Consider the following 25,706-nt stretch of genomic DNA (forward strand, 5'->3'; position numbering starts at 1 on the left):
GGAGGATTTTTCAAAGATGAAGCTTCCTACACCATTAATAATACTATTAACTGTATTGATTACTTTGGCAGGATGTGGAGCAAATAATGAAAGCTCCAGCAATAAAAATATGGAAATGGCTCATCCAGAAAGCATCAACGGGATAGCTCCGGATGCAAAACAGGAAACAACCGCTTCTAGAAACAACACTGATGGAAATAAGGAGCAAAGCCCCCTTCTAACGAACAGAAAACTCATTAAAAATGCAGTGCTCTCAATAGAAACAACAAATTTTGATGAGTCTATTAAAATATTAGATACCTCCATAAAAAAATTTAACGGCTACATAGAAGCCAGTAATATTACAGGAACACCCGTTCACGAGGAGTATAGCAAAGCCATAAGAAGTGCTTCTTATACAATTAGAATTCCTGCTAGTTCCTTAGACCAATATCTTAGTGATGCTGGAGATATTGGAAATATTCTCTCCAAGACAATAAATACAGATGATGTAACCAACCAATATTTTGATACAGAAGCACGAATTACATCTTTAAAGATACAAGAGCAGCGATTACTCGAGTTACTCAAGCAGACTGGAACTCTAAAGGATATTATAGAACTGGAAAAAGAACTCTCCTCCGTTCGTTATGAAATTGAAACATTAACCACTACCTTACAAAGATATGATTCTCTTGTCGAATACAGCACTATACACCTTACACTGGTAGAGGTTGCTTCCCTTACCGACACATCCCAACCTAATACAGTAAGCGAACGAATTACGCATACATTTAAAAGTAACATCAACGGAATTTGGAACTGGATAAAGAACGCAACTGTATTTTTTATTGGAAATTCTCCAATTCTGTTGCTTATATGTGGAATCATAACTGCAGGTATCCTTATTATTCGCAAACTCATAAAAAAGCAAAAAAATAATAACATAAGCGGCTAAGCTCCAAAAAAATTAAGCATGAAAACATCTGTTTCTAATCTTGTTTAGAAGGACAGATGAGCTTAACTGTAATAACAATTTTTCAAATACCTTGTTCTATATTCTTCTTTTCACTCAACATTCAAGTGAGTCTGTTCGCATAAGCATAACAATATAAAAAGGCGTTCCTACATATGTAGAACGCCTTTTATTTTTCGGTTTTCAGCTCCTGATTCAACACCTTAATCGCAATGTTTGGATGATCTGTAATAATGCCGTCCGCACCGATTTCCAAGCACTTTCGAACTCCATCCTCATCATTAATTGTCCAAAAGTTAACTGCTATATTCCGTTTATGCAGGCTATCTACTAACCTGTCCGTTGCCAGTGTGATATCACTTGCTTCTAATGGAATTTCAAACACTTGATACGATTTCAAGTTACTTATTTTATCCATATGAAGTAAATGAGCGATAACAAAATTTCGTACAGGGGTTGGAGATGCACTAATGGCTATCTCACGATTGGATATTTGTTGAAAGTACTCTAATACATCATCATGAAATGAAGCTACGCTTACTTTGCCTTCCATATGATATTGTTTAATCTTCCTGTGCACTTTTTCCGCCAGAGATTTACTGTTTGTCTTCAATTCGATACTATAACGCATATTCGGAAACTCTTTAAATATCTCATCCAGTGTTGGTACTTTTACCCCCTTATCACGGTATGAATATGTACCGTCAGGCGCTAAATAGCTATACCCTGCATCTAGTTTCTTAATTTCAGCAAGTGTCATCTCACTGACCTTACCATGCCCATCTGTGGTTCTGTCGACTGTTTCATCATGCATTAGAATAACCTGCCCATCTTTTGTCAAATGAACATCTGTTTCAAATCCATCTACTCCAAGCTGATTTGATAATCGAAATGCCTCTAGTGTATTACTCGGTGCAAATCCATCTCCTCCTTGGTGAGCATATACAAGCGGGCGCTTTGTTTCTCTTTGAAAAATACTATTTGCCTGTTTATACACTGGCACCGCTTGAACTCCTCCAAATCCGACTATCCCTGCTAATACAATTCCACATGCCGCCTTCCATCTTCTCTTCATATTTCCCCACCTCAGTTCTTCTTTAACAACTGTATATCTTCATTATAATTTAAGAGTACCTTTTTTCATTTATATTTTTAACATTTGATTAATAACGAACAGAACACCTCTGCTTATCGTGAGCATTGTGATACACTTTTTTGTTATGATATAGTAAATCAGTATATAAAAGGAGTGAGTGTAATGACAAATAATAAATTCATTGGATATGTTGGTACATATACAAAAGAAAACAGTAAAGGTATTTACACCTTTATTCTAGATACAGAAGCAGCAGCCATCAAAGATGTAAAAATAGCAGCTGAGCTAGAAAACCCGACCTATGTAACAATTACTGAAAATAATAAGTATTTGTACTCCGTATTAAAAGCTGGACAAGATGGCGGAGTAGCAAGCTATTCTATCAATGAAGAAACAGGAGAATTGACACTACTAAATAACCAGCTGCTTCCTGGTGCTTCTCCTTGCCATGTAAGCGTAAGTAAGAATAATAAACATATTTTATCCGCTAATTATCATAAAGGGACGATTGAGGCCTATTCAGCAGAAGTAACCGGACATCTTAACCCTGTCTCATCCTCTATTCAACATGAAGGTCACGGTCCAAACAGCGAAAGACAAGAAAAGCCGCATACTCATTTTTCCGGATTTACTCCTGATGAAAAATATATAGTTGCAGTCGATTTGGGAATCGATAAATTGATTACCTATCAATTGAATAATGGTATGTTAACAAAAGTAAGCAGCTTGTCCGTCAAAGCTGGCAGCGGGCCGCGTCATATTGCTTTCCATCCAAACGGAACGATTGCTTATGTTATTACAGAATTAAGTTCAGAAGTTATTACACTAAAGTACGATAGCGAGAATGGCACCTTTACAGAGCTGCAGTATATATCAACTATTCCAGTAGATTTCACAACCAACAACCAATGCAGTGCTATTCATGTATCTGCTGACGGTCGTTTCGTATATGCTGCAAATCGTGGGCATAATACCATTGCGATTTATAGTGCCGATGCTAACACAGGAGAGCTTACGTTCATTGAACATACATCAACAGAAGGCAACTGGCCGCGTGATTTTGTATTAGACCCTACAGAAGCATACATTATTGCTTCTAACGAAAAATCCCATAACCTTGTATTGTATTCAAGAGATGCATCTACAGGGAAGCTGACCTTATTACAATGTGATGTCACTGTACCAGAGCCAGTATGTGTTAAGTTTTTACACGCTTAGAAACCAAATAAAAGGGATGAGCAAATAAGCTCATCCCTTTTATGATGCAGTGGAGTTTAAATCTTAATCCTCATCCTTTATATCTATGTCTTCTGGAATAGGTTCACTAAGTATTTCTTCGACTAATCTTTTATATTTTTCTACTTGCTCCAAGTGTGTATTGAATTGCTCTTTATTAATTAAATACTGCTCCCCATCATGAATAGCACGAATTTTCTTTTGCAATATGAGACTTTCTACGTACGATACTGGACAAGATAAGTATTCTGCAGCTTCTTTCATGGTAAGATACAATTTCTTCATTCCTTTTCTCTATTTAAACCATCCCTTTTCTTTAGACTGGGTGATGGCTTCTATACGATTTTTCACTTCCAACTTATCTAATATTGCTGAAATATAATTTCGAACTGTTCCTGTCTTGATACTCAACTCTTCTGCAATTTCTTGCGTATTTTTCCCGTCAGCTACAAGTTCCAACACTGCTTTTTCTCGATTCGTCAGCGGATTTTCTTCTCCATAAATATCATCCATAAGCTCTGGTGCATATATTCGTTTTCCCGCCATAACTCTGCGTATCGAACTGGCCAGCTCTTCACTTGGACTGTCCTTTAACAAATATCCGCTCACACCCGCTTTTAAAGCACGCTGAAAATAACCAGAACGCGCGAAAGTCGTTAAAATAATAACTTTACATAGACCTTTCAGCTCTTCAGCAGCCTCCAGTCCGCTCTTTCCAGGCATTTCAATATCCATGATGCAGACATCAGGCTGGAGCTTGCGTACTAATGCTACAGCTTCCTCTCCATTACATGCTTTCCCAACCACTTCCATATCTTCTTCTAAATTAAGAAGCGAACCAAACGCTCCCAACAGCATTTGCTGATCTTCGGCAATCACTATTGTAATCATTTAAATTCCCCCTGATTTGTCTGCTTCACATCATTCGGTACGGTTATAAGCAATGTTGTTCCTTCATTGACGATAAGTTGCAGGCTTCCATTTATAAACTCCAAGCGTTCTTTCATCCCTAACAGCCCATGACCTTTAGCTGATTGCTCTTGGTCTCCCTTGAATACTCCGTCATCCCGTATAATCATCACGCATTCCTTCCATGATTGCTCAAAGGAAACATAACAAGAGGATGCGCCGCTATGCTTTACAACATTGTTCACAGCCTCTTTCAAGCACATACTCAAAATGTTCTCCGTAAGCAAAGAAATACCCTTTAATGAAAAATTCTGCTCACATACAAAATTAATTTGCGCCGCCTTGGTTATCTGTTCCACGCGCAGCAGCTCTTCCTTTAATCGAACACTCCGCATAGAGGATACCATCTTTCTCACTTCACTTAATGCAGTTCTTGCAGTCTGCTGCACATCCTTCAATTCGTTACGAGCCTGCTCAGGGTCTTTCGTAATTAACTTTCGTGCCAAATCACTTTTAAGTCCAATTAATGAAAGCTTTTGCCCCAATGTGTCATGAAGATCACGAGCAATCCGCTGCCGTTCCTCCAATTTGACAAGTTCAGAAATACGCTTGTTTGCATCCTCAAGCTTTTCTTCTAATTGCCCCATCTCATTTCGATTATAGATGCTGAACGGAAGCAAGATGACGCTAATCCAAATAATAACTATGAACGGCAATTGCTCTACAAACAGTTCATCACGCTGGACTATATTGTAGTTAATCGAAATAGAAGTGCTAAGTAGATGAATAATATACAGTGTTATAAAAGCAATTCGATCTTTTATATTACCTATAAAGTATGCTAAGAAAAAAGCAAAATAAACATAACTAAACAGACTTGTCGATGTAATAGAAATACCAATTAATATAATAGTCCATACATAAACAGGCCAGCCTTTGGAAATAAAAGCAATTCGATAAAAAATAAAAAATAAAATTGTCAACAATATTCCCACTATTATCTTAATAGTGGAGGAAGTTTGGAAAATAAAGTAAAACGGTAAAATACAAAGAATCGTCCAAATATAAGGAGAAATACCATTGCTTTTCTCAAATGTAAAATACTTTTTAAACATGAACGAAACCTCTTTTTCAGCTTCAGCTGCTTACTTGTTTTTATTATTAATATTACCACTATATATAAGGCTACGTCCCTTCTTATTTGTATAGTAAGAAGGGACGCAGTTTTTACACCTCAGACTTTGGCTGAGCTGGAACACTCTTTAATGTAGATAATACTTTAAACCCAACAAACTTTTTATTTTGCTCATCCCATAAACGAAATTTTAGGGAATGCAAGCTGGTAGCCAAAGTAATGGTCGGAACATTTTGTAAAGAATTCGTATTGTTGTGTGCTTCCTCCAGCTTATAATTAGGAACTCGTGGACTTAAATGGTGCACGTGATGAAAGCCAATATTTCCAGTAAGCCATTGAAAAATCTTCGGAAGTTTATAAAAAGAACTTCCTTCTACCGCTGCTTTTACATAATCCCAGTCAGCATCTTCTTCAAAATATGAATCCTCAAATGTGTGCTGCACATAAAACAACCAAACTCCTAGAGAACCCGAAATCATAAAAATCGGACCCTGTATTAAAAGAAAAGGCTTCCACCCAATTGTCCAACACAGTATAGCCGTCACTGCTGCTAGCAGGATATTAGTAAGATACGTATTCATACGCTCAGCTGTTCTCGCACCTTTTCTGTTAAAACGATTAGTAATCAAAAATACATAGATTGGACCTAATACAAACATCACAAATGGATTGCGATAAAGTCGGTATGCTATGCGAACCGATAATGGCGATGACACATATTCATCGACAGTAAGCACCCATATATCACCTGTTCCTCGTTTATCCAAGTTACTGCTCGTCGCGTGATGGACAGAATGACTATGCTGCCATTGATTATATGGAAATAATGTCAATACACCTGTAATTGTCCCGAAAATTTTATTAGCTCGCCTATTCTTAAAGAATGAGTAATGACAACAATCGTGAAAAATGATAAAAATTCGCACTAGAAAGCCTGCTGCGATAACAGCAATCGCTAAAGTAAGTAAATAAGAAACAGACAAACTTTTATATGCAAGAAACCATAATAAAAAGAATGGCATCAATGTATTGAGCAGCTGCCTTATACTATATTTCAGATCAGATTTTTCATAAGAAGTGATTTGTTTTCTCAAATTGTTTATTTTTTGGATTGTCATATCATATTTCCCTTCTTCTTTTATCTTCTCAAATTATAGAGGAAAGAAACTGTTCCTTGTAAGTAGCATGTATCATAGACAAACCATGACACATGTCATGGTTTGAGGAATCATTAAAAAAACGATTATTCCTCAAAGGTAGGATAATCGTTCTTCATTTATTTTGCTTAATATACTATTAAATATTCACACTTTCTTTCCAAGCGGCTTCTAGGCTCCATCTTTAACATAAAAATACGAGCATTTAATAATTTCCAAGTCCAGAAACTGGTGTTTGAATGATAACAGGAGATTTACCCAGATCTAACCAACGTACAATGTGTATTACATTGTCTCTTGATGTAGCAGTACATCCCGCAGTATATCCAGAACTGCCTGCTATATGAAAGAAAATGGCACTGCCTTTCCCCGGAGTACGGGCTGTATTATAGTTAATGACAAAGCCTACATCATATAGAGATATGTTCATATTTTCAGCACTAGTCCATTGCCCTTGCGTTGCCGAGCGAGATTGCCATGTATTATATAACGGACTTTTAGAATCATCCACCCACACATCATCAGATGTAATTTGACGATATGGGAGCTTCGTTCCCGGATTACCAGTTCTTCCAAACGCTGTTCCAATTGAATATTTTCCAGTTGGCGATTCATAATCTCCTTCATGCTTCGTATCCGATAACCCATTTTTACCTAATACCCCTGACATACTATGGATTTGTTTCCATACTCCATTCGTTTTTTCAAATGTTTCTATTTTGGCTTGGCGTGTACTGTAATTACTGGCTGTAACCAAAATAACCTGCTGTGAGACTCCTAATGTTTTAAAAGTCTCTACCACTAGCTTAGGCTGAGTCGGTGGTACTGATGGCTTCGATTGCACTGGTGTGCTCGGTTTAGTCTGCTGCGGAGTAGATGGTACTACTACTGAAGATTGCTTCTCCTTTTCCTGCACAGCTTCCTTTACCTCCTCCTGCTTAGCTGCTAAAGTTTCTTGCTTCTGCTTTAACTCTACTTCCTCTAACCTAGCAGTCTTGTCTATCGCTTTTATTTTTCCTGTATTACGTAAATATGTATTGAAATCAGCTTCAAATTGCAGCTCATCTTTAGACAGATAGGATACTTGCTTCTGCTCTGAAACTATTGAGCCCTCGGCTTTTGCTTGATATATTCCATACCCTAACAGCAGAGCTGCAGGTATAATGCTCAATAAGATTATCTTTCTCTTCTTCATACAATACTGTCCTTTCTCTTTTTTTGTTTCTATTACTGACGATTAGATTATCAGTATAGCCGGGTGTATACAATGTCTGCTTACATAGCCATTTTGTGCTCGCTCTTTATTTTGTAGAACGATACCAACAACCTTTCTAAAACAAATATAGAAGGCAAAGAAAAAACTCTTCTCTTTATCAATTTACTTAATGGCAATAATCCAACTTACACATCCTATTTCCTCTGAAAATCTTATTCATCCTCTCTAGTGATATTAGCATAAATAAAGACACTGTAGGGAAAATAGGATAATTTGAATGTAAAATACACGCTATTTAAAGCTATATAACATTGTGAAGCAGCAAAATTAACAGAAATAAAGTTCAAATAGAAAATGCTTTTAGTGTCAATTCCTAATAATAAACATACAGAAAAAAGCCGAAGACATTTCTGCGGCTTTTCAAACAGTAACCAATACAGTTCCTATAATTGTTCCATCCAATCCTTGATTCTTCTCTTATTCTACGCCTAACTCACGCAAAATAGATTCCAAGGTATGTCCTTTATATTTTTTCTTTGCCTCTGGAGAAGCACCTGGTTGTAAAAACTCTAACGTTGAATTTTGCTTTAAATAGTTTGTTTGTACAAACCTAATATCTTTTTCATTCACTATACCATCAAAATTGATATCTGCCGCACGATTATTCGTTCCCCAATTCTCTTGAATAGTCAGGGCATCCATAACGTCAATGACATTATCTTTGTTCACATCTCCTGCAACGATATAAGTATTTCCCAATGATGCATATTTACCGATTAACATATCTCCTTCTTTGGTTGTAGCATCGACTGTATCATAGTATGTGAAGTGTCCCGGCACATCAATGGATACTGTATACTGTTTTTCAGTTAGTGGTACATTTTCAAAGCTATTATTACAATTCGGGAAATTCTCCACTAAAATGAATGAAAATTTAAAACATTCTACAAAAAACTATTCCTATAAATCTTATCCAGTTCATAAATAGCCTATTTATAGACAGCATAACAAAAAGGCCTCAACAAGATATTGAAGCCTTTTTTCAGTTGTGTACTAACCATCTTTCATACGGTATCAAAATGTATGTACACATATTCATTTAAAAATCAATCTTTTCTAAGTAGAGTCCGCTTGCATCAGCAAGTGCACTCACTTGGTTCCGTTCCTTTGACTCTAAAATCCCTTTTATATTTTCATCCTCTATGTTGCCTGCTCCGACCTCTATCAACATCCCAACAATCTTTCGAACCATATTATGAAGAAATCCGTTACCTTTTACCCTTATTTGAATGAAGCCGCCATTTTTCTCTATATCGATAGAATATATTTCACGAACCATAGACTTTTTCTTAGACTTTGCATTTGAAAAAGCAGTAAAATCATGTTCACCAATAAAATATTGACTTGCTGATTTCATTTTTTCGATATCCAGCTTTTGTTGAACATGCATACTGTACTTTCTCATGAAAGGATTAGTATATTCTTCATTCCACACCTTATACAAATACGTTTTCGTCTTCGAATTATATCGAGCATGAAAACGTTCAGGTACTGATACAACCTCAATAACACTGATATCTTGGGGCAAATATCTATTCAAATAATCTTTGATTTCAGACTCGCTCAAATTTTCTTCGATTTTAACATTGGCTATTTGTGCAAGAGCGTGGACTCCCGCATCCGTTCTGCTGCACCCAATGATTTCGATTTTTCCCCCAAGCATCTCTGATAATACATTTTCTATTTTTCCTTGAATTGTATTTTCACCATTTCCAAGCCGTTGCCAGCCCTTATAACGCCCGCCGTCATATTGAATCGTTAATTTATAATTGTACATTGTTTTCTCCTTACTTTAACTCATTATCATGTTCGAAAATAGTTCTCATAAAATACAATTCCCTCACACAACTTCATATGCATGAGGGAACGTATTGTTTTTTAACACCGTATTTCTGTATACTTCACTGAAGCTTAACTATCGCTTCTATTATAGATTAACAAATAATCTTACCTTTTTCTGCAAAACCCCCATCATAACTTAACATAATTGCTGCATTGATTCCACTCATGTTTGTTTACTATTCATTATTTTCTTTTACTCAAATTTCATACGTGACTTCATATTCATTACCCGGTATAACAGACTTTTGCGCTAAGACTAAAAAGGGTTATACCTCTTTCTATATAGAGGCTGGGTGGACTCTGTTTCAAATCACTTGTTATTTTAACCATTTCTCTAATCGTCCGATGAAAATTTCAACACTTTTCAAGAAAATGTTGAAATTCAAACAAATCACTTATGATTGTTGGTTGTAACGTTTTCTACAGGCACTTATTCTTTAAGTAGGCGCTTACACCAAAGTGCTATAGTTATTTTTACTTTTATTACTATACAAATAATATAGAGAATAAGTTTTAAAGGATGGAGAGGAAAACATGAAAGCTACAGAAATTCAAGCTACAAAAGATAGTACAGTAGTAGGAAATATGAAGGCTGCCAAATTTTTTGGAGCGAAAGATATTCGAGTTGTAGATACACCAATTCCAACGGTAGATGCAAATAGCGTGAAAGTAGAAATCGAATGGTGCGGGATTTGCGGAAGCGATATGCATGAATATGTAGCAGGACCAATGGTCATTCCACCAGGTTCTAACGTAACAATGGGACACGAATTTTCAGGTAAAATTGTGGAAATTGGAGAAAGTGTAACAACATTTGCGATTGGAGACCGTGTTGTTATCGAACCAATGGTTCCTTGTTGGACTTGTAACTCTTGTAGAACAGGTAATTACCAAGTTTGTGAAAAACCACAATTTTATGGTCTTATTTTAAATGATGGTGGTTTTGGAGAATATGTAGTAGCTCCTGTTGACCGTGTTTATAAAATTCCTGATACAATGAGCTACGAACAAGCGGCATTAGTTGAACCTGTTGCAGTGGTAACACAAGCTATCCGTTCCAGCCAATTTAAATACGGTGATACTGTCGCTGTATTTGGCGCGGGTCCAATCGGATTACTGCTTATCCAGTCGTTAAAAGCAGCTGGAGCTTCTAAAATTATCGCTGTAGAAGTTGCTGACCATCGTAGAGAAGTTGCTTTGAAATCAGGTGCTACTCATGCTATCAACCCTATCGACACAAATGCGGTTGAAACTATTTTCGGTTTAACAAACGGTAGAGGTGTAGACGTAGCCTTTGATTGTGCTGGCGTTCAACCTACTTTCGAAGCTTCCCTTAACAGCGTGAGAAATAACGGGGAGTTGAAAATTATTAGTTTATGGGAAAAACCTGTAACATTTAATCCAAACGTAGCGATGATGACAAACAAAAGAATCTCTACTACAATGACCTATAACAACATTTATCCAGAGGTTATCGACCTTATTAACCAAGGAATTTTAAAAGAAGATTTGATTATCACTAAAAAAATTCACTTAGACGATGTGGTGGAAGAAGGATTTGAGGAAGTATTAAACGACCGTTCTCAAGTTAAAATCTTAGTTACACCAAAACGTTCAAATTTATAATAATTTCATTTACGCCTGTCCTGCATTATGGGGCAGGCTCTTCCTATTTTACTCTTAATAAAATCTAGCTCTTATCAAGAAACGAGTAACGCCATAATATTCGTATAATTTATCAGTTTTTTCCATTTGATAATTGATAACTGTTTTCCTTGAACAACATTACTCTAATCCTCCTTTATAACAATTTCAATATCTGAATGGATTCATCACACTGCTGCTACATGAAAATAGTTATATTAATTTTTACATATCGATAATCATATGTTTGAGTATAGTAAGGAATGATTACATTATTTAGTAAGCCTTATCACACAATATACAAGAACAACTCTAATAATTTCTTTATCATAACATGAGACAAGGAAGGGTAAGTATGGATCGCCGCATATCAAAAACCAGAAAACTAATTAAGGATGCATTATTTACAGTATCCTCACAAAAAGGGATAGACGCAGTAACAGTTCAAGATATTATTGATGAAGCCAATATTAACCGAGCCACCTTTTATTATCATTATAAGGATAAATTGGACTTAATAGAAAGCATCCTACATGAAATGCTAGAGGGGTTAGGACAAGAGATTCTCATGCCAAATGAAGTCAACTCATTTAGTGACATCGTCTATCCTCCTATACTAGCTGTATTTGAACACGTAAAAAAGCATCGTGATATATATAAAATTGTCCTAAGCGAGAAGGGATTACCAGACTTTCCTGCAAAAATGGTAAAAGAATTAAAAGAATCATTAGGAGATAATATAACGTTGTTACAGAATAATAAGATTGAAATAACTGTGAATAAGGAACTTCTAACAAACTACATATCAGCAGCACTAGTCTCACTTATAGTAGAATGGGTAAAAAATGATTTATCAAATAACCCTAGTGATATGGCCAATCAAATAACCCATGTATTAACTTCAGGAGGATATAAAGAAAAATAAGGTGACCCTTCTATTTCTATTCTTAGACCTGTCTTCGTCTCACCAGCTTTATACACATTCTACATGGGGCGACTGTTAATTAACCAACGATATTTAAAGAATTGGATAATTTATCATATATCCTTATTGCTTCCTACTCTTTGTGCAATTAAACGATGAAGCATTTCTTTTCAGAAAAAAGACACACCGCTATATGAGGATAAATTTAGAACAACTCTTTGTCTGCAGCTAAAAATAATAAAGCATTTGTCTGTAACAATAATCAAAAAATCTAAAAGGTTACACTTAATAAGGTCATTTGCACTCATCTAAACATATGCTGAAGAAACAGTGCATGAAAGAAAGGTGAGAAAGATGACTCTTAATGAATTTATAAACAACAGACCCGCACACGGTGGTGGCGGACATGCGAGCTGGGGGCATAATGGAGGGCATGCAACCTGGGGACATGGCGGTGGCTATTATGGACATTATCCTCCCTATCATCCTGGGTTTGCAGCAGGTGCAGCAACAGGCTTAGTAATTGGTGCAACTGCTTCACCTGGTCCATATCCAGTTCCTGCTTACCCATATCAATATCCATATGCGTATCCCTATCCTTACCCTTACTACCCACAATGGTAAGCATACTAAGCTAAATTAGCCGCTAATAAAATAGTTTCTTTAAATGCTCTAGCAATAAAATAGCAAGCAGCAAGAATCCAGTGAAGGACCGTCAAGGAAGTATTATAAACTTAGTGATAAAGGACGTACCCGTGTCACCACGGACACCCTTGCCTTAAGCTAACCACTACTACTGCCTTCGTGGCTCGGGACTTGCATCCTATAGATTATGCACATGCTGGGCACACATCAAAAAAAACGACTCGCTTCATTCGCGTGTCGTTTCTGACTATCCTATTACTTACATCGTTGCCCCTTTATCGACCAAAATAACTTTCACCTTTGCCTTAATTTTTGATTGTTGAAATGCGCTAACTCAATCATCTTCTATGTTTTCCATTCTGGGTATTTAAATGATCTTGCAAAAAGACCTAAACCAATCGGATCCAATTTATCTTTTTGTGATTCATTTTCAATTTCTTTTTTTATCTTTCCTGACGATTGATCATTTATTTTTATTGGAGATTCTGTAATTGCTACAGGTAATTTGAGATTTATATAAAAGCGTATTTACTATCCTTATATTTCTTTTTACCGTCCTTTTTATATCATTAATATAAAAACTGATTCTGTCATTAGAGACAGCATTATCATTTTTTTTGAGTTGTACAAGATCGGTAAGCCTAAATTAACAATGAGCCCTAAATGAACAAAATGTTTCAATAAAAACAACGAGCAAGTATTCACTTGACAAAATAGCTGATGAGTTCGAAACATTATTAAATATGGCTCTTTTGTTAAAAATGTAAAACCCCATTCAACAAGTTATGAATGGGGTTTTCACTTTAACTAAATCGTTTTTATTGGATGCCTAGTTCTTTCTGAATATCTGCAAGCGTTTTAGCTTTGTACTTTGTGATCGCTTTTGGTGGATTTGCCACTGTTTGATTTTGTAAACCAAAGTTTTTGACAATATAATTAAAATCTTTTGCATCAACAACCCCGTCGAAGTTGAAATCTGTCGCTGTTTGATCTTTCTTACCCCAAGCGGCTTGTACAGCTATTGCATCGAGAATATCAATTACATTATCTTTGTTCGTGTCTCCAGCAGCAGCAGTCGGGAATAGGTTATAGGTATAAACTTTTCCATATAATTCACCACGAATGTTATCTGTTACATCAACTTTTGTCGTTGTTGTAAAATGCCCTGGTACATCCACTGTTACGTTGTAATCGTCACGATCAACCGGTAACCCAGCAATCGTATAAGCACCTGTTTTTGATGTGATAGCACCTTCTACAGTTGTCTTTCCATCACGAGATGTTGCAGTTATTTTTGCATTGATATTTCGTTGATCAATCGTCGAATTTAGTGTGTTCGTTGCAGGATTGATCGTTCCTTCTAATTTTAAGGAGCTAATTAAATTTGAATACGCTAGTTGATATTCAAAGTTTCGTTCCATAAATGTATAAACATTTTTCGTTTCCACATTGTTTTGATCGACAGTTGTTGTGGAATACGAGCCCACTGGTAATGAACCCCAACCTGTTTTTGATATTGCTTTAACATCAAACGTAAATAATGATAGATCTTCCGGTAATGGAGCTGTTCCATTATACGTGAATGTCATCGTATACGTTGTTTGATTTGAGGACGATGGTGCTGTCGTCACCGTTACTGTTGCATCACCATATTGTTTCACTGCATCGTTTACTTTTACATTTTCAATGATGCCATGGTCATTGTATGCATTCATCGTCAATTTCGTTGTTTTTAAGTTTTTAATATTGTTTGAACGAACCGTGTAATTGATCGATTCGCCTGTTTTAAATTTATCTGTCGATGCCTTTAAATAATAGTATGGGTCTGTATTCTTTGCAAAGATAACTGATATCGGTATCGTACCATTTGCTGCTGCATCTCTTCCATAAAAACTAACAGGTAAAAATTTAATTTTACTATCTACTAATATTTTATCTGTATAATCACCATTTTGATTCGTAGGCATTGGGAAAGAACCAAACGGAGAATTATAGAAAGAAACAACCGAATTATGAGACTGATCTACTGGTATTCCATAAGATTTTGCTTCCTCTACTTCTGGATCATGTACATTAATATTAAAGTCATATAAAAATTGGCCTTTAGAATCGAGCTGGCTAGCATCATATTCAATTACTTTCTGATCTAATGAATCAAAACTTGATGTAACAATTGGTGGTGCAATATCATGGACAATATCTTGTGTTTTTGTAAACGTATGTCCACTCTCACTCGTTGTGACTAGTTTTAACTGATAATGTCCTGGCTTCACAACGGTTGGAATAGAACTAACAGGTTTATTCTTGTCTCCAGTAAACGGATAATACATACCGCTAAAGGCTTGAGCTAAATGGAATTCGACACCTTCGTTCACTAAATAGCTTGGAATGTAACCTATATATCCAATATCTTCGCCTGTCGTTGGATCATGTAACACCACGTCGATATATTTCATATATGTTTTGAGAGTGAACGCTGCATCTTGGTAAGGATATGCATACTGTACAGATGGCTTAGTCGTCCTAGTCGAAAATAATGGATTTTCTACTCTAAATGACTCGATACCTTCCGTAACTACTCGTCCCCCAAAAGGAATTTGATATTGTTCGGTTGGATCGTCTTGATTTGTAAACGTGACGTATCCTTCGTATGTGCCATTTTCAGCTGTTTTCGGGATACTTAATTGGAAATTAACTGCTTGTTGGCCATTTTTGTTTAATTGGACGAAAGATGGTCCTTTTAATGCAACATTGTTCGCTTTCGCATCTTTCGAGCCTCTCAGCCCTTCTTGGAATGTCACATCCACATCAAATGTTTTAGCTTTTTCACTTCGGTTTGTTAATTTCACTTGACGTACATCGATAATATCTTTGCCATCAAATGCATAAGAACCAAAGTTCATTGCACCAGTTGATTCCGTAATCGCTCTTTCTTCACCATTGACCAACGTCTTTGTACTCTCTTTTACTTCTAGTTGAACATTTGAATGAATAGCTTCATACGCATCCACTCGTCCACTTCCAACTTCGTATACGCTGTATTTCTTAGATAACGGATCCGCCGTATTCATGAGAATTGCTTTAATATCTTCTGGTTGTAAATCTTTGTTTGATTGTAGTAATAAAGCCGATACACCCGCTACATACGGTGCAGCCATCGAAGTACCAGACATACGTTGATACGCATATAGATAATCTTTCTCATCGGTTCCAGCCACCGATTGATCATTTACATAAAATGGAACACTTGACATAATAGATACACCAGGTGCTACCACTTCCGGCTTAATCTCATAACTGACTCTTGAAGGACCTCTTGAACTAAAGCCTGCTAATTCATCTCCACCTGTTGTAATCTTTGAAAAGTCGCCGAATGTAAATTGATTTTGTCCCGCTTTAATAGCTTCTGAAATGGCCATGCCTTCATCATAAGAAACCGAGAACGAAGCAACAGCATCAACAGCTTCACCGATAAACGATTGAATCGCACCCTCATGTTGATTTTCTGCATTATTGGCCATGATAACACCAATCGCTCCGTTTGCTTTCGCATTTTTGATTTTATCAATTAAACCAATGGAACCACGTTGGATAAAGGCGACTTTTCCCTTCACATTCTTCCCAACGAAATCCGTTGTGTTACCTAACCCAACATTCACTAACTCCACTGTCTGTCCTTTTAATGTCGTCAGATCATCCGTATAATTTCTCGCTAATTGTCTCAGCGTGTAATCCTTATTGTTGTTTACTCCACTATATTGATAGATATCGAGTGAAATAGATGATGCACCGACTGTTAGTGCTAATCCAGCTGTACCAGGTGAGCCTAAAGTAAACATTTGATTTCCACTATTACCAGCAGAAACAACTGCTGTTACGCCATTTAACACCGCATTATTGACAGCAATTGACGTTGGATACAGTGGATTATTTATGGTTGCACCTAACGACATATTGATGACATCCATACCATCTTCAACTGCTCGATCGACTGCTGCAATAATATCTTCAGAAGAGCCCCTTCCTCCAGGACCTAGTACACGATACGCATATAAATCTGCTTCAGGAGCGGCACCAAGTATTTTATATTCACTTTTTGCCGTGCCACGACCACCGATTATCCCTGCAACATGGGTACCATGCTCTGTATAGTAATCAGCACCATTTGCTTTTCCTGGTTTACCTGCTTTCACCCAATCCGCATAAGTCGTTTCCATTGGATCATTATCATCATCGACGAAGTCGTATCCACCTTTATAGGCGTCTTTTAAATCTGGGTGGTGATAATCCATCCCGGTATCCAAAATGCCTACTTTAATCCCTTTACCTGTGAAACCTTCACTATGTAGACGATCCAACCCATCATAAGGTGTATAATTTCCAACTTTCGCTTCATCGGCTTTTAGCTGAGCATCATCCGCTACTGGCGGTTCTACGGAAACGCTTTCATTACTCCAAACTGCTTTAACCGTTTTTGAGTTTAATAAATGTTTGATTTGATTTGCTGGTAAGCTCATTGAAACGCCGTTAAAGGCATGTTTATATGAACGAAGAATTTTGTAATCTGCTTTTTCATTCGTGTTAGTTGTTAGGACTTGTCCAACTTCATTTTTAAAATTAGCATGGTCTTGCTCAACTAATTTCTTCGCCTTATCATCAGATAGTTGCAAACCTTTTTCAGCAGCTACAAGCTGAGCTACTTTTGCAGGTTTGTTAACAAACTCGACAATGACACTCGTTACATCTGACGAAGATTGATCAATGTCAGAAGAAATATGAAGTCCTGTTGTTTCGTTCATTGCTAACTGTTTTAAGGCATCTCTTTGTTCGGTTGAGAGATTTGCAAGCAATTCCTCAGCTTTCGGCATGCTGACTGCTTTTACTGTTGAGACAGGTGCAACTTGCCCCAGAGAAGCAAAAACAAAACTAGATGAAAGAGCAAATACAGCTAAACTTTTACCCATTCTTTGATGACTAGCTTTTTTTCTCATTTTTCTTTCTCCTTTTTTGTGTTTTTCTGCTTGAAGATTAATAAACTGATCGTAAGAAACATAAAAAAACTGAATAATCTAAAAAACAACAATTTTCACTCTTAAATTACAATCTAATATTACCATCAATAATACGTAAGTTGTTCTAGATTCGTATTACAAAAATCGACAAAAATATTAAATCTTCTGAATATTTAAGAATTAAATTAATACACATGACGGACTGAAAACGCAACAATCCGGTGAATGAAAGCGCGCAGAATTTCTTCGTGAAGACAAGAGAAGCGAACAACTTTTTTCTCGATCATTCTATCATTTTCCAACGTATATCGGGTAAACCATTTTTACTTAGTAAAATTTTATACACTAATCGGTGTTTCTCTACACGATTGAATAATGTCAATATAGGTGGATAGATAACATCTGAAAAAGTATGAATTTGATTTGGAATCTCAATGTCATTTACAAGTCCTGATAACGTTTCGTCAACTATTTCCGTGAGTAAAAATACTTTATCCGTATAATGATAATAAAAAGTCGCTCGATTAATATCTGCTTCAACTATGATATCCTTAATAGTTATATTCTCAATACCCTTAATAACAGCAATGTTAATTAATGCCTCTATAATCTTTTTTGTTTTCATACTTCGTCTTTCCATCTTTTCACATCCTTTAGTAACTAATTCCCTTCGACTAAATATACTTTTCATACATTTTTTATGATTTTGTCTAATTTCACACATTTTATATCAAATTGTTGGTTATAGACTTACTTAACCTCATTCGGATTAAATACGTTAACTGTAAAACAAACTGCACCTGGAACAGCACTAGCTGGGGCAATCGGTACAAGTCTACTTGTATCAGTCATGTCAAACCGTGCGACGACTCATGCAAAAGATATAATTGCAAATCTAACTACAGTACCTACAGCTAAAATTCAACAGCATATTGCATTGGAAGTAACTATGTCTGGTATGAATGATGCATTTTGGGTAAAAGTGGGTATTGCAGTTATTTCACTAATACTTGCATTTTTCTTAAAACGGAAAAAACTGAAATAAAAGATGTTTAACATGTTTAAAAGGAAAGCAAAAAAAGTATCATTTAGAAATTGAAATTTTCTAAATGACACTTTTTTGGGCTTTTTATTTTTTAAATCCTTATTGAACTACACTGCCAGTTAGGTGAATAAGAACCGTTTCTTTATGAATATCTTTATAATTATACTTATACAAATACTAAAGAGCCCCCCAAGAGGAAGGCTCTTTAAACTCACTGTTGCATCTCTTATTTCTCTTTCCATACAAGTAGTGAACAGCACTCCACATGCGCAGTATGCGGAAACATATCCACCGGTTGTACATATTCCACCTCATATTGATTGGACAACTTCGCTATATCCTTAGCCAACGTAGAAGGGTTGCAAGACACGTACACGACCTTCTTCGGCTTCACCTGCAAAATCGTTTGCAACAGTTTATCATCGCAGCCCGTACGAGGCGGGTCGACTACAATTACATCTGGCTTCCAGCCTTCTTTTACCCATTTTGGAAGCCATTGTTCTGCTTTTCCAGTTACGTATAAAGTGTTTTCGAAACCGTGTTTTTTCGCATTCTTTTTAGCATCTTCTATAGATTCGTTAATGATATCCATGCCTCGTATTTCTGCAGCATCGGGCGCAAGCCATAGTCCGATTGTACCGACACCGCAATAAGCATCGACAATTTTCTCTTTTCCTGTAAGTGCTGCTGCTTGTTTAACCTCATCATACAATTTAACGGTTTGTGTTGGATTCAGCTGAAAAAACGCACGTGCCGATAATTCAAAGGTTAATTCGCCCAGTATTTCTTGGATAACTTCTTTGCCCGCAAGATGGAATGTCTCATCACCGAAAATGAGGGATGTTTTTTCTCCATTTACGTTTTGCATGATAGACTTTACTTGAGGCAATACAGTGTGGACTTGTTTCACAAACTGCTCCTTGCGGGGGAATTCTTTTTTAGCTGTAACCAGCACTAATTGAATTTCTCCTGTTTGGACGGCAATGCGCGTTACAATCGTACGGACTGTTCCTGTTCGTTTTCGCTCGTTGTAAATAGGAATATCAAGCCGTTCTAAAATACGTTTTACTTTTTGTGTAACCTCGTTTGTCGCTGTATGCTGAATTTTACATTCAGAAATATCAACTAGCTGATGAGAATTTAATGCGTATAGTCCAGCTATAACCTTTTGTCTATCTTTCCCTACTTGAAGCTGGCTTTTATTTCGATAGTGCCACGGCTCTTCCATTCCGATTGTCGAGCGAATATTTAACTTCTCAACAGGAAACTTTGTATGCTTTTCAAAGGCTTGCATAACAATATCCCGTTTTTGTTCTAGCTGTGCGCTGTATTCAAGATGTTGAAGCTGGCAGCCACCGCAGTCTTCATACACCGGGCAAGAAGGCGTAACACGGGCAGGCGATGATTTTCTAATTTTTTTCACTTTTCCTTCTGCATATCCTTTTTGGATTTTCGTTGCTTCTGCAACCACTTCTTCACCGGGCAAAGCTCCGGGAATAAAGACGACTTGACGCTTGAAATAGCCAACTCCTTCTCCATTAATACCTAATCTTTTTATAGTCACAGGAAATGTTTGTCCTAGTTCTAATTTACTTTCATTTTGCTTTGGTTTCATATTCACAACTCCATCATTTCTTACTCAATACTTCTCCATAAATAAAGAGAAGCATAACTGCAATAAGGGTTTAGCTCTTTCTTGAAGTTTTCTAAATAAGTATCATCCGGCTTTTCATCCAGTCCAAAAAACATCTTCACTGCATTTTGCAAGCCGATATCTGCTTTTGGGAACATATTTTTCCGTCCCAATCCAAACATCAAAAAGTTTTGTATAGTCCAAGGTCCTATTCCGCGCAATTGAATTAATTCTTTCATAATTTCGTCATCAGACAAGCTCTTCATACTTTCAAGGCTTATTTTTTCTTCAGTAATAGCCTTAGCAAGATCTATCATATACTCCGCTTTTCGCTGACTAAACTGAAGGCTTCGCAGTTCCTCAAGCGGAATTTGTGCTACACGCTCTGGTCTTGGATAAAACCACACACCATCTTGTTGTGTTCCATATGCTTGAACAAAGCGTTCGGTCAACGTATATGCAAATTTTAGATTCAACTGTTGGTGTACAATACAGCGCACCAGACAAGCAAAATAATCAAACTCTAAGACCAGCGGCGTATACGCAAAGCGTTCAAATAAAGGACATAGGGAAGTTTGCAGAAAATGCTCATATATTTCTCCCATAGATACATTCCAGCCAAAAATGTCATATATACGATTTAGTACTGCTTCCTCGTCTATTTCCTGATAACTTGAAAGAACAAATAGCGGTTGTTCAAATGTCCCCTTTCCCTGGACACTCACCACCACTTGCTGATTATTTATAAGAAGCGGAACCCTTACTGTTTTTTGTATCATATTCACACTATTTAAAGGGTCTAACGCCCAGCGTTGAATAACTTGTTCAAAGTTATACGGTATATGTAACGTTACCGTTTTGCTCCACATCATTCTCACCCTTTTTAGACATTTGGCCTTATTATATCATAAGACGAGAAAGAAGCCGTAAGTTGTGTACTTACGGCCATTAATAACGAACTTTGGGTCCAAATTTATCATGAATCAGGTCGTCTAAACTTTTGAAATGATAGCCTCGTTTGCGCAAGTCATCAATGATTTTATCCAATGCACCAGCATTATCACTTGAAATACTATGCAGAAGAATGATAGCACCTGGATGAATTTGCTTCATTACGTTGTCATGTGCATATTGCCAACCGCGCTGCTGATCAACTTTCCAGTCTACAAATGCCAAAGACCAAAAAACATTGTAATACCCCATTTCTCTTGATATAGCCAAAGTACGTTCGCTGAAAATCCCTTGTGGAGGACGTAAATATTTTAGGTCTTTTTTTCCAGTAAGCTGCTCATACTCTTCTTCAATTAGTTCCAATTCTTTTCTGAAACGGACTTCACTTACTTGTGTTAAGTCAGGATGATGCCAAGAATGATTTCCAATAATATGCCCTTCTTTTACCATCCGTTTGACCAGCTTAGGATGCTCTTTCATAAATTGTCCAGTAACGAAAAATGTTGCCGGCACCTTTTTTTCTTTTAATACATCTAAAATTTTGGGTGTAAATCCATTTTCATATCCATTATCAAACGTTAAATAAATATCTTTATGTTTAACGTTCCCTAAAAAAAAGGAATCGTATTTTGTAACCGTTGAAGTAAATTTCTCTCCGGCGTCTGGCGGGATTTCATCCTTTGCTTTTGGAATCCCCCAATGGATTGCGGAATTGGAATAAGCATATGCTTTTGCACTACATGCCATTAACAGTATCAATAAAAAAACAGCTAGCTTGCGTTTCATTTATTCAACTCCTTTCCAATGAAGTTCTGTATCTGTATTGTTTGTTCTTCTTATTCGTTTCATCCTGAGCATTGTTTTCCAATAAATAAAAAACAGCACCCATATTGGATGCTATTCTATATATTATTTAAATACGGGCTCTTTAAATTGAGCAAGCTTCTCAAGAGAGGATTTATCTACTTCTGCATGTAAACTATTCCCATGAGAATCCATGGTCACAACTGCTTTAAACCCTTCTACTCGCAAATGCCACATCGCTTCCGGAATGCCAAATTCCAAAAAGTTCACGTCTGTTACTTCTTTAATACACTCTGCATAATATTGAGCAGCTCCGCCAATAGCATTTAAGTATACACCGCCATGCTCTTTTAATGCAGCCAGCGTCTTCGCTCCCATGCCGCCTTTCCCCATAACTGCACGAATACCGAACTTCTTCATAATATCACCTTGATAAGGCTCCTCACGAATACTTGTTGTTGGACCCGCTGCTTTAATTGTATACGTGTTATCACTTTCTTTCATAACAACTGGACCACAATGATAAATAATTTGACCGTTTAAGTCTACTGGACAGTCATGGTCAGATAAATATTTATGAATGGCGTCACGGCCTGTATACATCATACCTTTGATGATTACAACGTCTCCTACACGCAGTTCACGAATTTGTTCTTCTGTAATAGGTGCTTGAAGAACAATCTCACGTTGTGCTGTGTGTGTTGCATCGTCTGTTGATTCTTCATGTTTCATGCCTGCTTCGCCCTCTTGATATAACCAATCAATGATTGCACCTGTATCAGCATCCATTGTAATCCCTAAGCGGCGGTATGCCCAGCAGTTATACGCAACAGACACAAAGAAGCTTGCAGGAAGACGATTATATACTCCAATTTTACATCCAAGAAGAGTCGTTTCTCCGCCGAATCCCATTGTACCAATGCCAAGCTTATTAGCATTTTCCATTACGTATTCTTCCAGTTTTGCTAATTCAGGAATTTGATTTGTATCATCCAATGAACGGAATAATTGATCTTTTGCCAATTCATAACCCGATGTACGGTCTCCGCCGATACCTACTCCAATTACCCCTGCACTGCAGCCTTGTCCTTGTGCCTGATATACAGAATGCATAATGCACTTACGAATGCCATCTAAGTCACGTCCCGCACGGCCAATCCCCTCTAATTCACAAGGCAAGCTATATTGAATATTTTTGTTTTCACAGCCGCCGCCTTTTAAAATTAAACGAGCATCAATATAATCATTTTCCCATTGTTCAAACTTAATAACAGGTGTTCCTGCTCCTAAATTATTGCCACTATTATGACCAAAGATGGAGTCTACAGAATTTGGACGAAGCTTCGCGTCTTTTGTTGCTTGTTCAATTGCGTTATAAATTGCTTCTTTAATTTTAAGTTGGTTCACTCCAACAGGCGTTTTAATTTTAAATGTCGGCATTCCTGTGTCTTGGCAAATCGGTGAAATGTTTTCATCTGCCATTTTAATATTGTTTGAAATTGTATCAAGTGCCATCGCGGAACGAGTACCTGCGTTTTCCATTTCTTTCGCTCGTTGAATTGCACGGCGAACATCCTTCGGTAAGTTTGTGGATGTTTCGACGATTAGTTTATATAGACTTTCTTGCAGCTTTTCCATCACATTATCCCCCTCTTACTGTGAACGCTACCAAAAAAATTGACGAAAATTTTTTGACAATAAAATTATACCCCTTTTTGTATAGAACTTCTATTTAAAGATGCTGCTAAAACTGCGCTTTTTATTTTATATAGATCGTAAATGGTTAAAAATAAAAAGCTGTTGAGCAAAAATGCTCTAACAGCCTCTTGTTAATTTTTTTTGAATTGTTCACATTTCAATTCTAATTCGTCCAACATGCTTAATAAACGATCTATATCTTCTAGCTCAACCTGTTCAGGCTCCATTGTATCAATGACCTCAGCAAACATATTTAAACGTTCTTTCAAATATACTAGTTGTGAGTCTTTATCATAAGTAGCATTTCCCACAGTTATTCTCTCCTTTTTCTAGCAAGTCGTTTCCATTAATTATATAGAAAAAAACAGTCGCTGTCCGGATATTTAATGACATTGAGATAAAATTTACAGCAAAATAGTTTATTTAATTCACTTGTTCTTCTATGATAGGGGATGGACAATTTCTCTATATTAAAGGAGTAACTTATATGAATTTATCACAAACGATGCGGTCTATTACTCCTTCCCATGATCCGTGGGAAGCATATCTCGATTATGAAGAGTATGGCCAGCTATTGCTCACTAACATTGAATTCACAACCACCACTCTATGTAATATGCGCTGTGAACATTGCGCAGTAGGATATACCTTGCAGCCAAAAGATCCAAATGCGCTGCCCCTACCATTAATACTAAAGCGCCTAGAAGAGGTTCCTCACCTTCGTTCCTTAAGCATCACAGGTGGAGAGCCGATGCTTTCTAAAAAATCGGTTGAACAATATGTAATTCCTATTCTAAAATATGCCCATGAGCGCGGTGTACGCACTCAAATAAATTCAAATCTAACATTAGAATTGGCTCGTTACGAGCAAATTATACCTTACCTGGATGTATTACATATTTCACATAATTGGGGAACGATTGAAGACTTTGTAGAAGGCGGCTTTGCGATGATGGAACGAAAACCATCATTTGAGCAACGTGCGAAATTGTTTGAAAGGATGGTTGAGAACAGTAAGGCACTTTCAGAAGCTGGAGTGATTGTATCTGCAGAAACAATGCTGAATAAACGAACACTGCCATATATGGAAAGCATTCACCGCCAAATTGTTGATGAAATGAAGTGCAAGCGTCATGAAATACATCCAATGTATCCAAGCGATTTTGCAAGCAGCCTTGAAATTTTAACAAAAGAAGAAATCAGGGACGTTATTTCTCATCTTCTTGCTATTCGTGATGAAAACGTGTGGATGTTATTTGGTACACTCCCGTTTTATGCATGCAGTGAGGATGAGAACGACCTAACAATACTAAAACAGCTTCACCAAGCTAAAAATGTGACGGTACGAAATGATCCGGACGGACGTTCCCGTTTAAATGTTAATATTTTTGACGGCAGCATTATTGTAACGGATTTCGGTGATGTTCCTCCTCTAGGCAATATCCAAAACACTCGTTTACTTGATGCATATCAAACTTGGATGAAATCCAAAACAGCACAATCGCTAAATTGCCACTGTCCTGCTGTAAAGTGTCTAGGCCCCAATCTTCTTGTTAAAAACAGTTACTATCCAAATGAAGATTTTACAAAAAAACGTGCTAACTTTTCTTTATAATAGGCTCTGTTAAACTAAAATGTTGATTTTTGCGTACTAAAAAAGACTGTTTTTCACCAAACAGTCTTTTTAATGCTTATTAAACTAATGCATCAGTTAATTGAATAACTCCTAACCAATATTAGTCG

General features: G+C 36.8%; 22 protein-coding genes. 7 read left to right on the plus strand and 15 right to left on the minus strand.

Annotated features, from left to right (window positions below; all coding sequences use genetic code 11):
- Positions 1 to 16 precede the first annotated feature (16 nt).
- Positions 17 to 937: a DUF4349 domain-containing protein gene (locus J7Q84_RS15080; RefSeq protein WP_209095520.1), complete on the plus strand. Its 921-nt coding sequence runs from the start codon at positions 17 to 19 to the stop codon at positions 935 to 937.
- 187 nt (positions 938 to 1,124) lie between these two features.
- Here J7Q84_RS15080 and J7Q84_RS15085 read toward each other — a convergent pair whose 3' ends face one another.
- Complete coding sequence (locus J7Q84_RS15085) at positions 1,125 to 2,030, minus strand: glycerophosphodiester phosphodiesterase family protein (RefSeq protein ID WP_209095522.1); 906 nt, start codon at positions 2,028 to 2,030, stop codon at positions 1,125 to 1,127.
- 183 nt (positions 2,031 to 2,213) lie between these two features.
- On the opposite strand from J7Q84_RS15085, the gene J7Q84_RS15090 reads away from it, so the two are divergent.
- Complete coding sequence (locus J7Q84_RS15090) at positions 2,214 to 3,269, plus strand: lactonase family protein (RefSeq protein WP_209095524.1); 1,056 nt, start codon at positions 2,214 to 2,216, stop codon at positions 3,267 to 3,269.
- A gap of 63 nt (positions 3,270 to 3,332) precedes the next feature.
- Here J7Q84_RS15090 and J7Q84_RS15095 read toward each other — a convergent pair whose 3' ends face one another.
- The 7 genes from J7Q84_RS15095 to truA form a co-directional block, all read right to left on the minus strand.
- Positions 3,333 to 3,572 (minus strand): excisionase family DNA-binding protein, encoded by a 240-nt coding sequence (locus J7Q84_RS15095; protein ID WP_209095525.1) that lies wholly within the window; start codon positions 3,570 to 3,572, stop codon positions 3,333 to 3,335.
- Between the two features lie 9 nt (positions 3,573 to 3,581).
- Positions 3,582 to 4,178, minus strand: coding sequence for a response regulator transcription factor (locus J7Q84_RS15100; protein WP_209095527.1), 597 nt, complete (start codon positions 4,176 to 4,178; stop codon positions 3,582 to 3,584).
- Positions 4,175 to 5,311, minus strand: coding sequence for a sensor histidine kinase (locus J7Q84_RS15105; protein WP_209095529.1), 1,137 nt, complete (start codon positions 5,309 to 5,311; stop codon positions 4,175 to 4,177). Before J7Q84_RS15105 ends, J7Q84_RS15100 begins: the two co-directional genes overlap by 4 nt.
- Before the next feature lie 112 nt (positions 5,312 to 5,423).
- Complete coding sequence (desA, locus tag J7Q84_RS15110) at positions 5,424 to 6,449, minus strand: Delta(5) desaturase DesA (protein ID WP_209095532.1); 1,026 nt, start codon at positions 6,447 to 6,449, stop codon at positions 5,424 to 5,426.
- A gap of 244 nt (positions 6,450 to 6,693) precedes the next feature.
- Positions 6,694 to 7,683: a L,D-transpeptidase family protein gene (locus J7Q84_RS15115; RefSeq protein ID WP_209095534.1), complete on the minus strand. Its 990-nt coding sequence runs from the start codon at positions 7,681 to 7,683 to the stop codon at positions 6,694 to 6,696.
- Positions 7,684 to 8,181: 498 nt separating this feature from the next.
- Positions 8,182 to 8,622 (minus strand): dockerin type I domain-containing protein, encoded by a 441-nt coding sequence (locus J7Q84_RS18455; RefSeq protein ID WP_209095542.1) that lies wholly within the window; start codon positions 8,620 to 8,622, stop codon positions 8,182 to 8,184.
- 181 nt (positions 8,623 to 8,803) lie between these two features.
- A complete protein-coding gene (gene truA, locus J7Q84_RS15125; RefSeq protein ID WP_209095544.1) occupies positions 8,804 to 9,541 on the minus strand; it encodes a tRNA pseudouridine(38-40) synthase TruA in 738 nt (245 codons plus the stop codon).
- A 599-nt stretch (positions 9,542 to 10,140) separates the two neighbouring features.
- Between truA and J7Q84_RS15130 the strand changes: the two genes are divergently transcribed.
- The 3 genes from J7Q84_RS15130 to J7Q84_RS15140 all read left to right on the plus strand — a co-directional run bounded on the left by J7Q84_RS15130 (position 10,141) and on the right by J7Q84_RS15140 (position 12,799).
- Positions 10,141 to 11,232, plus strand: coding sequence for a 2,3-butanediol dehydrogenase (locus J7Q84_RS15130; RefSeq protein ID WP_247739299.1), 1,092 nt, complete (start codon positions 10,141 to 10,143; stop codon positions 11,230 to 11,232).
- A gap of 373 nt (positions 11,233 to 11,605) precedes the next feature.
- Positions 11,606 to 12,175: a TetR/AcrR family transcriptional regulator gene (locus J7Q84_RS15135; RefSeq protein ID WP_209095546.1), complete on the plus strand. Its 570-nt coding sequence runs from the start codon at positions 11,606 to 11,608 to the stop codon at positions 12,173 to 12,175.
- A gap of 354 nt (positions 12,176 to 12,529) precedes the next feature.
- Positions 12,530 to 12,799, plus strand: a complete 270-nt coding sequence (locus J7Q84_RS15140; RefSeq protein ID WP_209095548.1) for a hypothetical protein — start codon at positions 12,530 to 12,532, stop codon at positions 12,797 to 12,799.
- A gap of 839 nt (positions 12,800 to 13,638) precedes the next feature.
- Here J7Q84_RS15140 and J7Q84_RS15150 read toward each other — a convergent pair.
- Both J7Q84_RS15150 and J7Q84_RS15155 read right to left on the minus strand, forming a co-directional pair.
- Positions 13,639 to 17,811 carry a S8 family serine peptidase gene (locus J7Q84_RS15150; RefSeq protein WP_209095550.1) on the minus strand — a complete coding sequence of 1,391 codons (4,173 nt, stop codon included), beginning with the start codon at positions 17,809 to 17,811 and terminating at the stop codon, positions 13,639 to 13,641.
- 304 nt (positions 17,812 to 18,115) lie between these two features.
- Positions 18,116 to 18,472 carry a TetR/AcrR family transcriptional regulator gene (locus J7Q84_RS15155; protein ID WP_209095552.1) on the minus strand — a complete coding sequence of 119 codons (357 nt, stop codon included), beginning with the start codon at positions 18,470 to 18,472 and terminating at the stop codon, positions 18,116 to 18,118.
- A 210-nt stretch (positions 18,473 to 18,682) separates the two neighbouring features.
- Here J7Q84_RS15155 and J7Q84_RS15160 point away from each other — a divergent pair, with 210 nt between their 5' ends.
- Positions 18,683 to 18,877 carry a hypothetical protein gene (locus J7Q84_RS15160; RefSeq protein WP_209095553.1) on the plus strand — a complete coding sequence of 65 codons (195 nt, stop codon included), beginning with the start codon at positions 18,683 to 18,685 and terminating at the stop codon, positions 18,875 to 18,877.
- A 226-nt stretch (positions 18,878 to 19,103) separates the two neighbouring features.
- On the opposite strand, the gene rlmD is transcribed toward J7Q84_RS15160, so the two are convergent.
- The 5 genes from rlmD to J7Q84_RS15185 form a co-directional block, all read right to left on the minus strand.
- On the minus strand, positions 19,104 to 20,492 hold the full coding sequence (gene rlmD, locus J7Q84_RS15165) for a 23S rRNA (uracil(1939)-C(5))-methyltransferase RlmD (RefSeq protein WP_209095560.1): 1,389 nt from the start codon (positions 20,490 to 20,492) through the stop codon (positions 19,104 to 19,106).
- Between the two features lie 20 nt (positions 20,493 to 20,512).
- A complete protein-coding gene (locus J7Q84_RS15170) occupies positions 20,513 to 21,379 on the minus strand; it encodes a DNA-3-methyladenine glycosylase family protein (RefSeq protein WP_209095562.1) in 867 nt (288 codons plus the stop codon).
- A 79-nt stretch (positions 21,380 to 21,458) separates the two neighbouring features.
- Positions 21,459 to 22,247: a delta-lactam-biosynthetic de-N-acetylase gene (gene pdaA, locus J7Q84_RS15175; protein WP_209095564.1), complete on the minus strand. Its 789-nt coding sequence runs from the start codon at positions 22,245 to 22,247 to the stop codon at positions 21,459 to 21,461.
- 123 nt (positions 22,248 to 22,370) lie between these two features.
- Complete coding sequence (locus J7Q84_RS15180; protein WP_209095566.1) at positions 22,371 to 23,903, minus strand: fumarate hydratase; 1,533 nt, start codon at positions 23,901 to 23,903, stop codon at positions 22,371 to 22,373.
- A gap of 191 nt (positions 23,904 to 24,094) precedes the next feature.
- A complete protein-coding gene (locus J7Q84_RS15185) occupies positions 24,095 to 24,274 on the minus strand; it encodes an SE1561 family protein (RefSeq protein WP_209095568.1) in 180 nt (59 codons plus the stop codon).
- 176 nt (positions 24,275 to 24,450) lie between these two features.
- Between J7Q84_RS15185 and yfkAB the strand changes: the two genes are divergently transcribed.
- A complete protein-coding gene (gene yfkAB, locus J7Q84_RS15190) occupies positions 24,451 to 25,578 on the plus strand; it encodes a radical SAM/CxCxxxxC motif protein YfkAB (protein WP_209095570.1) in 1,128 nt (375 codons plus the stop codon).
- Positions 25,579 to 25,706 lie beyond the last annotated feature (128 nt).

The organism is Bacillus sp. 165, from assembly GCF_017742235.1.
Taxonomy (GTDB): Bacteria; Bacillota; Bacilli; order Bacillales; family Bacillaceae_G; genus JAGHKQ01.

Excerpts from the sequence above, each read along its gene's own strand:
- J7Q84_RS15080 (WP_209095520.1), top strand. The coding sequence starts at position 17 with ATGAAGCTTCCTACACCATTAATAATACTATTAACTGTATTGATTACT.
- J7Q84_RS15085 (WP_209095522.1), bottom strand. The coding sequence starts at position 2,030 with ATGAAGAGAAGATGGAAGGCGGCATGTGGAATTGTATTAGCAGGGATA.
- J7Q84_RS15090 (WP_209095524.1), top strand. The coding sequence starts at position 2,214 with ATGACAAATAATAAATTCATTGGATATGTTGGTACATATACAAAAGAA.
- J7Q84_RS15095 (WP_209095525.1), bottom strand. The coding sequence starts at position 3,572 with ATGAAGAAATTGTATCTTACCATGAAAGAAGCTGCAGAATACTTATCT.
- J7Q84_RS15100 (WP_209095527.1), bottom strand. The coding sequence starts at position 4,178 with ATGATTACAATAGTGATTGCCGAAGATCAGCAAATGCTGTTGGGAGCG.
- J7Q84_RS15105 (WP_209095529.1), bottom strand. The coding sequence starts at position 5,311 with ATGTTTAAAAAGTATTTTACATTTGAGAAAAGCAATGGTATTTCTCCT.
- desA (WP_209095532.1), bottom strand. The coding sequence starts at position 6,449 with ATGACAATCCAAAAAATAAACAATTTGAGAAAACAAATCACTTCTTAT.
- J7Q84_RS15115 (WP_209095534.1), bottom strand. The coding sequence starts at position 7,683 with ATGAAGAAGAGAAAGATAATCTTATTGAGCATTATACCTGCAGCTCTG.
- truA (WP_209095544.1), bottom strand. The coding sequence starts at position 9,541 with ATGTACAATTATAAATTAACGATTCAATATGACGGCGGGCGTTATAAG.
- J7Q84_RS15130 (WP_247739299.1), top strand. The coding sequence starts at position 10,141 with ATGAAAGCTACAGAAATTCAAGCTACAAAAGATAGTACAGTAGTAGGA.
- J7Q84_RS15135 (WP_209095546.1), top strand. The coding sequence starts at position 11,606 with ATGGATCGCCGCATATCAAAAACCAGAAAACTAATTAAGGATGCATTA.
- J7Q84_RS15140 (WP_209095548.1), top strand. The coding sequence starts at position 12,530 with ATGACTCTTAATGAATTTATAAACAACAGACCCGCACACGGTGGTGGC.
- J7Q84_RS15150 (WP_209095550.1), bottom strand. The coding sequence starts at position 17,811 with ATGAGAAAAAAAGCTAGTCATCAAAGAATGGGTAAAAGTTTAGCTGTA.
- J7Q84_RS15155 (WP_209095552.1), bottom strand. The coding sequence starts at position 18,472 with ATGGAAAGACGAAGTATGAAAACAAAAAAGATTATAGAGGCATTAATT.
- J7Q84_RS15160 (WP_209095553.1), top strand. The coding sequence starts at position 18,683 with ATGTCAAACCGTGCGACGACTCATGCAAAAGATATAATTGCAAATCTA.
- rlmD (WP_209095560.1), bottom strand. The coding sequence starts at position 20,492 with ATGAAACCAAAGCAAAATGAAAGTAAATTAGAACTAGGACAAACATTT.
- J7Q84_RS15170 (WP_209095562.1), bottom strand. The coding sequence starts at position 21,379 with ATGTGGAGCAAAACGGTAACGTTACATATACCGTATAACTTTGAACAA.
- pdaA (WP_209095564.1), bottom strand. The coding sequence starts at position 22,247 with ATGAAACGCAAGCTAGCTGTTTTTTTATTGATACTGTTAATGGCATGT.
- J7Q84_RS15180 (WP_209095566.1), bottom strand. The coding sequence starts at position 23,903 with ATGGAAAAGCTGCAAGAAAGTCTATATAAACTAATCGTCGAAACATCC.
- yfkAB (WP_209095570.1), top strand. The coding sequence starts at position 24,451 with ATGAATTTATCACAAACGATGCGGTCTATTACTCCTTCCCATGATCCG.